This is a genomic window from Streptomyces sp. NPDC025833 (assembly GCF_055558055.1).
Genome location: NZ_JBVHNF010000025.1, coordinates 58,245 through 70,183, shown reverse-complemented (window position 1 = coordinate 70,183; position 11,939 = coordinate 58,245). Strand labels below are relative to the sequence as shown.

Annotated in this window: 12 protein-coding genes; 4 read left to right on the top strand and 8 right to left on the bottom strand. The window is 70.2% G+C overall.

What is annotated here, in order from left to right:
• Positions 1-303: 303 nt before the first annotated feature.
• Positions 304-1,611, top strand: a complete 1,308-nt coding sequence (locus ACZ4K2_RS33935; RefSeq protein ID WP_467479710.1) for a hypothetical protein — start codon at positions 304-306, stop codon at positions 1,609-1,611.
• Positions 1,612-1,705: 94 nt separating this feature from the next.
• On the opposite strand, the gene ACZ4K2_RS33930 is transcribed toward ACZ4K2_RS33935, so the two are convergent.
• The 8 genes from ACZ4K2_RS33930 to ACZ4K2_RS33895 form a co-directional block, all read right to left on the bottom strand.
• Entirely contained in the window at positions 1,706-2,539 is an 834-nt protein-coding gene (locus ACZ4K2_RS33930) for a DciA family protein (protein ID WP_467479712.1), read from the bottom strand.
• Positions 2,536-3,417 (bottom strand): hypothetical protein, encoded by an 882-nt coding sequence (locus ACZ4K2_RS33925; RefSeq protein WP_467479714.1) that lies wholly within the window; start codon positions 3,415-3,417, stop codon positions 2,536-2,538. Before ACZ4K2_RS33925 ends, ACZ4K2_RS33930 begins: the two co-directional genes overlap by 4 nt.
• Positions 3,418-4,304: 887 nt before the next feature.
• Positions 4,305-5,252, bottom strand: a complete 948-nt coding sequence (locus ACZ4K2_RS33920) for an XRE family transcriptional regulator (RefSeq protein ID WP_467479715.1) — start codon at positions 5,250-5,252, stop codon at positions 4,305-4,307.
• Positions 5,249-5,443, bottom strand: coding sequence for a hypothetical protein (locus ACZ4K2_RS33915; RefSeq protein WP_467479717.1), 195 nt, complete (start codon positions 5,441-5,443; stop codon positions 5,249-5,251). Before ACZ4K2_RS33915 ends, ACZ4K2_RS33920 begins: the two co-directional genes overlap by 4 nt.
• A 128-nt stretch (positions 5,444-5,571) precedes the next feature.
• Positions 5,572-7,212, bottom strand: a complete 1,641-nt coding sequence (locus ACZ4K2_RS33910) for a hypothetical protein (RefSeq protein ID WP_467479719.1) — start codon at positions 7,210-7,212, stop codon at positions 5,572-5,574.
• Between the two features lie 345 nt (positions 7,213-7,557).
• The gene (locus tag ACZ4K2_RS33905; RefSeq protein ID WP_467479721.1) at positions 7,558-8,355 is read right to left on the bottom strand and encodes a glycosyltransferase family 2 protein; all 798 of its coding nucleotides are present in this window, start codon (positions 8,353-8,355) and stop codon (positions 7,558-7,560) included.
• On the bottom strand, positions 8,304-9,080 hold the full coding sequence (locus ACZ4K2_RS33900; protein WP_467479723.1) for a glycosyltransferase: 777 nt from the start codon (positions 9,078-9,080) through the stop codon (positions 8,304-8,306). The genes ACZ4K2_RS33905 and ACZ4K2_RS33900 overlap by 52 nt, the downstream gene beginning before the upstream one ends.
• Positions 9,080-9,877 (bottom strand): GntR family transcriptional regulator, encoded by a 798-nt coding sequence (locus ACZ4K2_RS33895; RefSeq protein WP_467769994.1) that lies wholly within the window; start codon positions 9,875-9,877, stop codon positions 9,080-9,082. The genes ACZ4K2_RS33900 and ACZ4K2_RS33895 overlap by 1 nt, the downstream gene beginning before the upstream one ends.
• A gap of 751 nt (positions 9,878-10,628) precedes the next feature.
• Between ACZ4K2_RS33895 and ACZ4K2_RS33890 the strand changes: the two genes are divergently transcribed.
• The 3 genes from ACZ4K2_RS33890 to ACZ4K2_RS33880 all read left to right on the top strand — a co-directional run bounded on the left by ACZ4K2_RS33890 (position 10,629) and on the right by ACZ4K2_RS33880 (position 11,902).
• Positions 10,629-10,916 (top strand): hypothetical protein, encoded by a 288-nt coding sequence (locus ACZ4K2_RS33890; RefSeq protein ID WP_467479727.1) that lies wholly within the window; start codon positions 10,629-10,631, stop codon positions 10,914-10,916.
• Between the two features lie 166 nt (positions 10,917-11,082).
• Positions 11,083-11,421, top strand: coding sequence for a hypothetical protein (locus ACZ4K2_RS33885; protein ID WP_467479729.1), 339 nt, complete (start codon positions 11,083-11,085; stop codon positions 11,419-11,421).
• Between the two features lie 301 nt (positions 11,422-11,722).
• Positions 11,723-11,902 carry a hypothetical protein gene (locus tag ACZ4K2_RS33880; protein WP_467479731.1) on the top strand — a complete coding sequence of 60 codons (180 nt, stop codon included), beginning with the start codon at positions 11,723-11,725 and terminating at the stop codon, positions 11,900-11,902.
• Positions 11,903-11,939: the final 37 nt, after the last annotated feature.

The window sequence follows — 11,939 nt, the reverse complement described above, 5'->3', positions numbered from 1 at the left end:
GCGATCCCCGCAACTACCTGGCCTTTCTCGGACTCGCCGCCGCCCTCTGCTGCTACAAGCGCCTTGTCCGCCTCACCACATAGGACACGGTCTTAGCCGCCCGCACCCGCCAGGCACGCAGCTGGTCTCGCGTGAGGTCCTCGAGGACGAGCTCCTGCTCATGGCCGTCGACCTCGCTCCTGGCGCCCCGATCAGTTTCAGCCTTAACACCCTGCACTCTTGAGCCAGTTGATCCGATCTCCCCGCGCGGGTTAACCCATCCGAGGCACCATACGCAGCGAAGCGGCGCGACTACTCAATGCGATGAAATGGGGGATGATGGCCCGCCAGCCGAACCCGGATCTCACCAACACCCTGACGATGCTCCACACCGCCGTCGTACACACAGACAAGAACGTCCGGGACGCGCTCGACAAGAGCGTCGAGAAGCTGGAGACGGCCGGCCGGGCCGCGCACGAGAAGACGACCAAGGAGGTCGTCGACGAGCTCGGCAGGATGCGCTCGAACTTCCGCGACGTCTACAACAAGCTGAACTCCAACGGAGACACGCTCAGCAGCGCCGTCCACGATGTCGTCGCCCAGCTGAGCGCCGAACTGCGGGAGGTCCACGTCGTGCTCGCGGATCTCACCGCGCCTGCACCACCCCCACTCCCCACCCCGCCCTCGCCCGCATCCGTCGAGCAGGAGACATCTGCTCCCGAGGACCGTGACCCCGCTGCCACACCCGTCACCACCCTCACCGAGCCGGACGGCCACCGGAAAGACGGCGGCCTCCAGCCCGCGATCCCCGCGCAGCGCTCCGCCGAACAGGAGCCGGACTCCTCGCCCAGCCCAGAACTGCCGGTCGACGTCGTCCGCCAGGCCGTCCGTGACATCCTCACCGAGGAACTCGCCCCCGTGCTCACCGCGCTCACGGCCCCGGTCAGCACCGAAGACGGCCCGGCCGGCGACCATCGGGATGCGTCGGACCGAGTACGCGAAGCGGTGGGAGAGATCAAACAGGAGGTCGGCACCGCCCTGGCCGAAGCCCGGTCCGCACTCATCTCACTGCGGCAGGAGATCGCAGACCTGCACACCGCCGTGGAGGAGCTGCGGCCGCAGCCGGACACCGCTGCCGAACCCGCAGTCGCAGACGTGAGCCCGGAACACAGCGCCCTGCTGAAGACCGCGGCCCGCGTCTCCTCGGCCAGCCTGCTGTGTCACCGCGACATCTGGGAGTTCATCACCGCCCACGCGGGACGTCATCCGCACTTCCGCGTACCACCGCAGGTCGCCGGTGAGGGAGACGAACGGGTCCGTGCCGCTTTGTCCGGCCGCTCCCTAATCGCCCTGCTGATCAGCCTGCACACCATCAAGCACACCGCCAGCGACGGCGACGGCGACCAGGAGCTCGCAGCAACGCTGTACGAGCGGATCGAGGAGAGCCTGACCGACCTCACCCCCAGCGGTCAGCCGGTCACCATCACCCTTGACGACCGCACCGCTCCCGGCGCTCCGGTGGCTGAGAGCCGCGACGAGGCCGACGACGAGCCGGAGACCCTTGGCGCCCCACCGGCTTCCCCGCAGCAGGTCACGGACACGGGCGAGGAGGCTGGCCCCTCTACTTCATGAACGGAGGCCGATGCAGCACGAGGGCCACCCGGGTAGTCCGGGTGGCCCTCGTTGTGAGGTCGTCCTTCAGCGACTTACACGGCAACTGCTCCCATCACGCCGTGGTCCGCAGCTCAGGGGACTGCGGCACGGCGGCCGCCGTCCCAGCCCGACGCTCAGCGCGTTCTGCTCGCGCCCGGCACAGGGCTGCCGCTTCGGTGGCTGCGGCCTGGCGGCGCCGCTGTGCCCGGGTGGCCTGGAGCGAGGCCGGCGCGTCGTCCGGGACGACGTCCGGCTCGGGGAACGCGCGGCGGCTCAGCTCCCGCATCGCGGCGGTCTGCCGCTCCACCGCCTCCGCGATGCCCGGGTCCACCCGACGCGGCGGCGCGACCTCCTGGTGCGCGGTGAGCGCGCGGCGGTAGCCCTCGCACGCCGCCTCCTGGGTCCTGACCGGACCGGTAGGTGCGGCCGGGGCCGGGTCTGCCGGGACGACATCGTCCGGGCCGGGGACGGGCGCGGCGCCGGGAGGCAGGATCCGCAGGGCGCGCACGACGGTGCGGCCCGCCGACTTGTTGGCGGTCGCGATGACGCGGGGCTGCTCCAGGCGGGCCTTCGTCGCCCAGGCCGACGACTCCGGGCACACGGTGAGCCGGCCGGAGTCCGGGTCGTACGACACGGCGGCGACGTGCCCGGCGAGCTCGGGGGCGATGGCCGCCCACCGCTCCAGCAGCATCGCGCCGGCGGCCGGGAGCTCCCAGGCCCGCTCGGTGACCAGCGCGCCGATCGCCGCGCCCAGCCCCATCGGCTCGCGTCCGTCGCGCCGCACCGTGGTGACGGCCCGCGGCTTCCTCTTCGCCTTCTGACCGTTGCCGTTCTTGCGGGCTGCCTCCATCGCGGCCCGCAGCGCGACACGGGCCAGGTCGACGCCGGACGTCTCGCCGCCACTCATGCCTGCCCCCAGGTGGTGTAGCCGAGGTCCAGGTGCCCGAGGCCGGACAGGCGCTGCACCTGGGCGACGAACGCCCGGGTGAACAGGCGCTGCGCCGACAGCTCGCCGTACCGGTCGATGTGGTCGTGGACGAGCTGGTGGTCGGCGGCGGCGCGGTTGCGCCAGTCCAGGACCTGCTCACGGGTCAGGTCCTCGAGGACGAGCTCCTGGTCGTCGTCGACGCCGGAGAACTCCGGCTCCACAGCGGGGATGACGGCGGCGGCCGGGCGCGGCGCGGGCATTGCGACCGGAGCCACCGGCACGGCCGGGACGTCGTCGGCCGGCTGCACGGCCGCAGCTTCGGCGCGGTGGGCCTTGGCGGCGGCCTGACGGGCGCGGGCCTGCTCCCACTCGTGCTCGCGGGCCCACCCCTGGGCGGTCACCCGCTCGTGCAGCTCCCGGTCGGCGGCCGCGCGGCGCTCGTCCTCGGTGGCCCCGGGCATCGCGGCGTCCACGGCGGTCGCGACCGCGTGGCGCTGGGCGCGGCGGTCGGCCTGCCGGTCCTCGCAGCGCGGGCAGTCCCGGCCGGAGTCGAGCAGCATCCGGTCGTCGCACCGCGCGTCGCCGCACTGCTGACGCTGGGGCAGGCCCCGGGCCAGCAGCCAGCCCACCGGGTCGGTGATCGGGCCACCGGTGCGCAGCTGCTCGTCCAGGCGCCGGACGAGCCGGTCGGCGAGCACCTGCGCAGCGTCTGTACGGCCCGCGAAGCCCTCCACCCGCTTGAGCTCACTGCGGGTGGCGGCCTCCACCAGGCGGCGGGCAGCCGCACGGTCCAGCCGTGCCCAGACCAGGTCGACCGGAGCCAGGACGGCCCGCAGATCCTCCGGCGGCAGAGGCACCCTCCCCCTGCTGATGCCCGCCCTGACCCGCACCGTCTACGACCCGCACCTGGCCGTTGGCCACCGGCCCGAGGCTGGGCTTCTCGCTGCTGATCGACGGGGACTTCTTCGGCCTATCCCCGCTGAGCGGGCCGCCGTCCTCGCGCACGCACGCGCGGTCCGGCAGACCGTGGTTCCCACCACGGCCTTCGCCGGAAAAACCACCAGAGAGCGAGAGAGACCCACCGGGAGTAACCACAGAAGCGTGGTCTGCGTGGAGCTCTGCACCATCGGGACGCTCCTGATCCCCGGCGTCTTCCGCCTGTTCAGCACCGCCGATCCCAGACGTACCAAAGGCACCAACCGCACCGGCCGGACCATGATCTCTGCACGCACCATCGGGACGCGCCGAAAACACGGTCCAGGGTCCCGAAACAGCCTCCACAGGCGCCACGGTGCGTCCGTACGCGCGGGCGACCGGCAGCAGCATGACCTTGCCCCGGCCGTTCATCCGCGTAGACGTCGCCTTGCGCTGCCGCGCCGCGACACCGGCCTCCGTCAGCCGCGCCAGCACCTTCCGGGCCCCCGAGGGCGAGCAGCCCAGCAGCCGGGCCAGCGTCGCCGCCCCGCGCCCCTCGCGCTTCCTCACCGAGCCGCCGACCAACTGCAGCCAACCCGACGCCCGCGTATTCAGCACCATCAGTAGCAGCCCGAGTTGGTCGGTCGCAGCCCCCTTGCCCGTACGGCCGGCCAGCAGCCCCGGCGGCGTCGGCTCCCTGCCCTCCGGCGCCCAGCTGGGCCCGAACAGCGCCTCGATGAGGTGCAGCAGCGTCGCCAGCTCCGCCTTCGTCAACGCCAGCGGGTGTGCGGCTCCCCCGCTCTTTGCGCGTGTCCGTTGTGCGGGAGAGTCATTGGCCACCCCGCAGTTTGCGGAGGTGGGTGACGAACTCCTGGGCTTCGAACGCGTGTCCGTAGTGTGTCTGGAGGGCCTGCCCGAGGTCGGCGGCCACCATCGCGAGACTGGGCAGCGACTTCCGTTCTCCCGCCAAGGCCCGTTCCCCGTATGCGAGCGCGGTGTTCAGGTCGTCCCCGCGGGCAGCGACCACGTCGAGCGTGACGCGGGCCTCCGCGATCCGCATGGACGACCGTTCCGTCCCATCGAAATCCGTGCCGGCCCGAATGACTTCGTTGGCCAGCTGCTCCGCGAGCCGGTTCTCTCCCGACTTCCTGAGCGCGTCCATGCGGTAGAAGTCGTATTTCGCGGGGTCGACGACGAAATGGTTCTCGATGTTTTCGGGGTACGGCTGGAGTTCCAGGATCTCGCGTCCCCTGTCGAGAGCGACCTCGGTCTGCGACCGGTCCCCGAGCCGGGCCCACGCCTTGGCCTTCTGCGCGTACAGCTGTGCGGCGACGCTCTCGGTCGGCGCCACGGCGATGCCGGCCTCCGCGGCCGCGATGACGCCGCGGTAGTCGCCCCGGGTCAGTGCGAACCACGCCCGCATCTCATGCGCCCACCCCTGCACGCTCAGCTCCCCGGCTTCCTGACCGAGCATCAACGCGGCCTGTCGGGTGGCCTCCGCGTCGCGCGGGCGGCCGGAGTCGTACTCGACACAGCCCACCAGGAGCGACAGCTTCCCGGCGAGCGCGATGATCTCGCGGTGCTGAGCGAGGCTGACCCGCTGGTGCTGGAGGCCGACAACACGGGCGAGCCACGCCCTGCCCTCCAGAAGCAGCTGGTCGGCAGGCATGTACGCGTACTCGCAGCACAGCCGGGCCGCCGTGATCCGCAACGCGTCCAGCGTCGCGTCGTCCACGTCCGAGGCCCGCAACCGCGCGATGATGGCAACCGTGTTCATGCCGCTGACCTGCACAATTTCAGCGCGGCCGTCCCGACGAGACTTCTCGGGAAAAAGGCACCCGTGGTCGTGCCGAAGGTCTGAGCAATGGCCGACCTGTACTTCACCGGCTGCGCGTCGCCGGACTTCGGTATCGGACGGGTGACCGCCTTCTGCAAGGCGCGGTCCAGGCTGTCGGACACCAGACCCATCGGGCGGACTTCCTTCCAAGATCGGCTGTACGGGCTCCTGCCGGGCGATCAACCTCCCCGCCAGGGGAATCGTCGGGTCGGATGATTGACTGCTAGGGCGGCACTCAGGGCGCTTGGGGGGCGGATGATCAGAATGGTGCGGGTCCCTGGGCGGCAGTCGCTGGAGTCTGCGCGTAGTCGGCCATCCACGGGTTGGCGGCCAGCAGTTCCGCGCGCAGGCGCGCGTCTTCCTCCGCGTCGGCAGCGGCCTGATTGGGGCTGACGTCTTCGCCGGGAGCCATCATGGCTGCGCGGCGGCTCCAGCGGCGCCGCGCCTCCGCCTCCGCCTCCAAGGCTTCGCGCTCCGCCTCCGTGTCGTCCGCCTGCTCGGGGGCGTGCCCGTAGAGGCTGGCCTCTAGGGCGGCGAACGCGGCCGCGGCCTCATCGGTGCACCGTTGGCACACGCCTTCGGCAGGGACGGCGCTGGGGAACGGGCGGCCGCAGTCGACGCACTCAGGCGCCCGGGGCTTCCCCTTGCCGCTCTTGCCTGTGGGCGGGGTCTTCCCCGACAGGCGCTCCGCCCGGCGTGCCTCACGGCGCTCTGTGCAGGCCCGGCAGTCCTCGCCGCTGTCGACCATGACGCCGTCCTCACACGACGGGTCCGGACAGTACGGCGTCGGGGCGATCAGCTCCAGGGCGACGCCGACCGCCGACCTCAGCTCCCCGTCGTGAAGAGCGGGCTCGTACCCGTAGGCCGTCCACCGAGCGCTGATCCGCTCCCGGAGCTGGTCCACCGTACGGGATTCCAGGGCCTCCAGGACGGCCACCCGGTTCCGCTTCGGGATGTGCCCATAGGGCAGCTTGGCGACCAGCAGAGGCGGCAGCAGGGACTCAACGGCGCGCACCGCCGATGTCTGCTCTCGCGTCAGCTCGTTCTCGCTCCGCTGTTCCGGCAGCGCTTTCCCCGACGACGAGCCCGCCTTGCCCGACGCGGCGGAGCCGCTGCTCCCTCGCGCGCCACTACCTGAGGTTGAAGTGCTACGCACGCCACGGGCGTTATGCGCCGAAGGCGCTGGTTCTGCTGTGGAAGACGGGTCTGGAGAAACGGGTGTAGATAGGGCGTCACCCATGACGCCACCGGTCACGTCATCCATGACGCCACCCGTCGCGTCACCCATGACGCTACCCCCCTCGGATGCGTCGCCTTCAAAGATGGCGTCATCCATGACGCCACCCCCCTTCTTCGGCTTCTTCCGGCGGACCCGCTCCTTGCGTCGCTGCTCTTCGCGCTTCGTCTCCTGAGCCCGTAGCCGCTCGTCGTAGGCTGCCCTCCAGCCCGCCAAGTCGAAGACCGGGGCGTGCTCGCTCATCCACGCGTCGACGTCCAGGCCGGGGACCGTATGGCTGTACCGGGCGACCAGCTGCGGAGGGGTGCGCGCGGGAGGCGTTACGCCATGGATCAGCCACGCGTCGAAGATCTCGTACAGGTTCGCGTCGTTCTCGTCGGGCTTGCCCTCCACCTTCCGGCGGTGGACCTTGATGAGCCCGATCTCCTTCTCCAGGTAGTCCGCAGCACGGTCCACGGTCTGCTTGGAGCAGTCCAGGCACGAGGCCAGCGACTCGCGGTACGGGTAGCCCTGGCCGGTGTCTCGGGAACCGACGTCCGAGTACGTCACCAGCAGGTCATACAGCGGCTTCGCCTTGCCGGCGTTCAGACCGGGGTCAGAGTCACGAGAGACGCACACGGCGAACATGCCGAAGCGGAGGCCGCCGGAGCCGGGGCGGCTCACGGCCGGACGGTGGGAGCTGGAAGGCCGGCGGCTCATCGAGCACCCCCGGCGTGGAACGCAAATGCGACCGCAGCACTCTCGTGGCGCGGTGGGCTGTACTTGTTGTGCAAGGTGGTACATCTCCCCAGGTAGGGGAGCCGTGACCAGCGGGTGTGACCTAGCAGGTGGCCCGGAGTAGTGGCGTTGCGCAATCTGCTGCGCATAGTCTGGGTACAGGTGACTGCGCGGACCTGAGGGTCCACGGGCATCACCCCGGCGAGGTCACCTCACCGGACACGACTCGGAGTCTTGGGTAGGCAGTGAGTCGATGGGGGCGGTCCGTTGTGGCGACGGGCCGCCCCCGATTCATTGGGGGGTCTTTTCAGACCAGGCGCGCAGAGCTTCCGCATGCTCTCGGATCAGCGACATTCGGGCTTCCCATTCAGACCCAGCTCGGTGGTCGGGGTGAGCGGTGATCTGGCCGCCGTGCTTGCGGTAGATCAGGCCCACTTCGTCATGGAAGAAGCCGTTGGACAGGGCGTCCAGTCCGAGCAGCAGCCCCGTATCGCCAGAGGCCGGTAGGGCCATCCACCCGCCGAGTAGTGCGAGAAGGGACCGCCGTACACACAGGGTGGCCGGGTGAACCTGAGGTCGGCTGTGCTGAACCCAGAACTCAAGGGCTGTTCCCCGTGGGAGGACGCCTGATTCCGGGTCGCTGTGCTCGAACGAACGCGTGCTGCCGTCCTCCAGCAGATCGAGCACGCGCGATGTGGTCCAGTCGACGGACGGGTTGGATTCCAGGACGAAGACGTCACGCGCCAAGGCGCCAGGCGTCAGCTGGTCGTCTGAGTCCAGGTTCTTCACGTACTGCCCCGATGACCGGGCAAAGGCCAGGGTGCGTGCCACGTGAGGACCGCCATGGCGGGACGCGGAGATGTGGATCCGCGGGTCGTCCGAGGGCAGGTGAGCGGCGGCGTGCACGTCGGGCCCGTCTTCTTGCACGCACCACTCCCAGGACCATCCGGCAGGCAAATGCTGGGAGTTGAGGGAGTCGTACGCTTCGGCGAGGAACATCGTCCCCTGACTGTGCACTGGCGTGACCACCGAGATGATCACGACGACGCCCCCGGAATGGTCAGACCCTGCGAGGAACTCCAGCGCCACCCCAGCGAGCGAAGAGACTCCAGGCGGGGCAGCAGGACATCGTCCAGTGCTGCGCGCTCGGCTGGGTCCCAGTGCGCCGGCTGAGCGGTCGACTGGGCGGGATGTTTGCGGTAGATGGCCCCCGGCTCCTCGAGCATCCACCCTCGGGAGACGGCCTCACACAGCAGCAGCAGTGCCACGTCCTCGGAGGCCGGGACCGCCGGCCATCCGCCCATCGCGAGCACCAGACTGGTGTAGGCCACCATCGTGGTGCCAACGACTGGGAAGCGCTGTGACTGGTAGCCGGCCAGCATCGCGCCGTCGGTAAGAGGGCCTGCGGGCGGGTCGTGAGGACCAGGGCGCAAGGTGCCGTCAGGCAGGAGATCCAGGCACGCCGAGACGCACCATGCGATGTCGCGGTGGTGGTCCAGTGTGGTGATGGCGCGCTCCAAGGCGCCCTCGGGGAGGAGGTCATCGGCGTCCAGGGCGCGGACCAACTCGCCGCGCACGCGAGCCATCGCCATGCTGCGGGCCATGGCGGCGCCCCCCTTCCTGCCGGTGCCCGTGGAAATGCGGTTGTCGGCCGGAAGGGCTGAGCCGAGGAACCCGCTCTGCCCGTCTTCCTGGACGATCCACTCCCATTCCCACCCGGGCGGCATGGACTGGCTGCACAGAGAGTTGTACGCCTCGGTGAGATACCCCTCGCCTCCGCGGTGTACGGGGGTGACGATGCTGATGAGAGGCATTACGACCAACGCTCCAATTGGGTGGTGTAGACGAGTTCGATGCGGTCGGCGGGGATCGGGATGTCCATGAGCTCGACCGGTTCGCCGGTCGTCGCGTAGCTGATCTTTCGAACTCGCAGCACGGGCACGCTCGGCGGGATGTCGGCGTCGCGCACCTCTTCGGGGGTCGGCATGCTGGATGTCACGTGGTCGACGATCCTGTCCAGCTCCACCCCGATGGTGTAGAGCTGGTGCATGGTGCCGCCGGGCCACGGTTCCTTGCTGGAGTCCAGCAGGTCAGGGTTGCCGCTGATCAGGTCGTACGGGATGTAGCTGGTGGTGCGGTCGACCCCGGCATTCCTGGCGTGCCGTCTGGTGTAGACGCGGCGCAGGACGGATGCGCCGTCAGGCAGGCTCAGGGCCTCCCTGATGTCGTCGGGCGCTTCCATCACCGCGTAGGACGCATGGTCCTCATACATGCTGGCCAGCGGTACCCCGGAGTCGAGTTCCGCGACGCCCGTAGCGGCGCGGAACTCCTCCGGCTGGCGTACGAGGTCCTTCTCCGCCTGGTATCGGAGGTTGGTCCTGGTCCGCCTGATCGGCTGTACGCGCACACGGGTCGTCCCGCCGGGCTTGCCCGTCAGCAGCCCCCGTTCCTTCAGCGCCTGCACTGCTCTGGAGCAGGTGTTGGGGGCTACGCCGTACCGCTTGGCCAGCTCGACCACGGTGGGGAAACGGTCGTTGGGACGGTATTCCTCCCTCTCGATCGCACCGTCTAGCTCGTCGGCTAGCTCCTGGAACTTCGATGGGTTTGCCATGACGGCAGCTTCTCACCCGGGCGGGGCTCAACGCAACAACCAACGCAATTTGCCTTAATCCATCTTGCGTTGGTTGTTGACTGGAGGTCACCAGTGTGCCACTGTCTACTCGGCACCTCATCCAACTCAAGTTGGTTTATGCGTTTTGGTTTGCCCTGGACGTGGTGGCGGCTCCCTCGGGGGTACGGCTGCGGATCGCTCGGGTCTCCGAGCTGCTCATTGAGAAATCAACAGCGTGATCCACCACCGCTGACGCCGTGACGACACCGGCTGAGGTAAGTGGAGACCCGTCGTGAGGCGCCATCACCCCTGGTGGTGGCAGTGGGCACGCATGGATCCGTTAGGCGCCCCTCATGGGGCGGCTCGGAGGGGTAACACCCGCCGAGCGCTCATCACTGACGGGGAGCGCGGAGGGCTGGCACCCCCACGACGCTAAAGAACGACGCGAACAGCTCCCAGAACCCCCGGAACCCGGTCCCGGTCGGCGGCGAGGAGACGCGTCGGGACTGAGGGCACCTCGCCTCCCTCCAGTACGGCAAGGCGAGCATGAGCGGTGGCAGCGACCGCGCTCCGTAAATCCCGCAGCCTGTGCTGCCCATCGTCGACCGCGCCCCCGATCGGGCCTGGTGGCCGGTGGAGTGCGCAGGACGCACTGCCCCACTGCGGTACGGGGCCCATGTATGCGAGACCCCCGGGGATTACGGCCCCGGGGGTCTTCTCGCAGGTCACCCTTCTGGAGAGGACGACCCACATGCACAGCATCGCATCCCGCCAGATCCGCCCGAGCGTCCAGGACGAGATCGGCCCCCGCCGCCCCGGCGCCATCTACCAGAACACGGACGGCCGGTTCGAGGTCCTGGCGCTCGTCACCGATCCGGCCGACGCGGCCCAGTTGCTGCGCCGGACCGCCGCGCGGTGGGCGGTGATCGTCCGCGACACGCACCGTCCTGACGACCAGCCTTTCGCCGTCGGCAGTGTCTGGATGGCCAGCGACTACCTGATCCGGCCTGCCAAGAACGTGTACGCGGTTGCTGCGTGACGGCCCGCCACGGTCCTTCTCCCACCTGCCAGAGCGCGTGAACTGGAGGGTGGGAGAAGGGGCGTGGCGGGCCGTCCGGCCGGTCGAGAGATGGACGGCCCCGAAGACTCTGACCTCCCGGGGCCGTCCGTGATCAAGAAAGCGAGACTCTCTCTTGAGCACGACGATGATCACACGCCCGGAGCACCGGGCGCCACAGCGCGATGGCGACGACACATTCGCCCGGGTCCTGACCGCCATCAACTCCCACCGCCTCCCGCGCCCGGTCCGCCGGCCGCGCGACGGCGAGCCGGGGGCCGCGCTCGGCGCTCACCTGCTGGCCGTCGTCCGCGCCCAGGACGCCGTCATCCCCACCGGCCGGCGCGCCCCTCGCACGCTCGCCGAGATGCGGGCCCGGCTCGCCGCGCTGACCGAGGACGAGTCGGACGCCTGCGGCTTGTGCGGCTACTGGCAGTGCCGCTGCGCCCAGGGCAGCGCCCACCCGGCCGGGACGGCGGTGGCCTGATGCGCGCCCCTACCCCCGCCTTGGCCCTGGACGACGAGGGGCACGCCGACCTGTCACGCAAGGTGCGCGAGGTCAACGACTGGTCGGAAAACCGCCCGAAGTGACAGCGCCGCTCGTAGACGCGGCTCGCGCGGTGCAGCACCGCGCCGCACGAGCCGCGTCCGCGGTCGGCCCCGCGCATCCCCTGGCGTGTCTGCTCTGGCCGCCGCCGCGCTCGCGGCCGCGGCCGCGTGGGACACCGGGCACCGCGTCACCGGCCTGCATCCCACCCGCCGACGCCACCATGAGAGCCGGGCCGCCCGTGCCTGACGACCTGCACCAGCGCTACCAGGCAGCACACCGCGCCTACCAGACCCACGCCGCATCCTGCGGCGACTGCGCCCGCGACGCCCCCCAATGCCGGGACGGCACGCGGCTGTTCATCACCTTCGCCCGCCTCCAGGACGCCTACCTCGCGCGTCAGAAGCAGCAGCGCCGCTGACCTCCGGCCCTGCCCGTCGTCCCCGTGCCTTCTTGGC

What these genes read in the sequence shown, in the direction of transcription:
- ACZ4K2_RS33935 (WP_467479710.1), top strand. Translation starts at nt 304, where the DNA reads ATGAAATGGGGGATGATGGCCCGCCAGCCGAACCCGGATCTCACCAAC.
- ACZ4K2_RS33930 (WP_467479712.1), bottom strand. Translation starts at nt 2,539, where the DNA reads ATGAGTGGCGGCGAGACGTCCGGCGTCGACCTGGCCCGTGTCGCGCTG.
- ACZ4K2_RS33920 (WP_467479715.1), bottom strand. Translation starts at nt 5,252, where the DNA reads ATGAACACGGTTGCCATCATCGCGCGGTTGCGGGCCTCGGACGTGGAC.
- ACZ4K2_RS33915 (WP_467479717.1), bottom strand. Translation starts at nt 5,443, where the DNA reads ATGGGTCTGGTGTCCGACAGCCTGGACCGCGCCTTGCAGAAGGCGGTC.
- ACZ4K2_RS33900 (WP_467479723.1), bottom strand. Translation starts at nt 9,080, where the DNA reads ATGCCTCTCATCAGCATCGTCACCCCCGTACACCGCGGAGGCGAGGGG.
- ACZ4K2_RS33895 (WP_467769994.1), bottom strand. Translation starts at nt 9,877, where the DNA reads ATGGCAAACCCATCGAAGTTCCAGGAGCTAGCCGACGAGCTAGACGGT.
- ACZ4K2_RS33890 (WP_467479727.1), top strand. Translation starts at nt 10,629, where the DNA reads ATGCACAGCATCGCATCCCGCCAGATCCGCCCGAGCGTCCAGGACGAG.
- ACZ4K2_RS33885 (WP_467479729.1), top strand. Translation starts at nt 11,083, where the DNA reads ATGATCACACGCCCGGAGCACCGGGCGCCACAGCGCGATGGCGACGAC.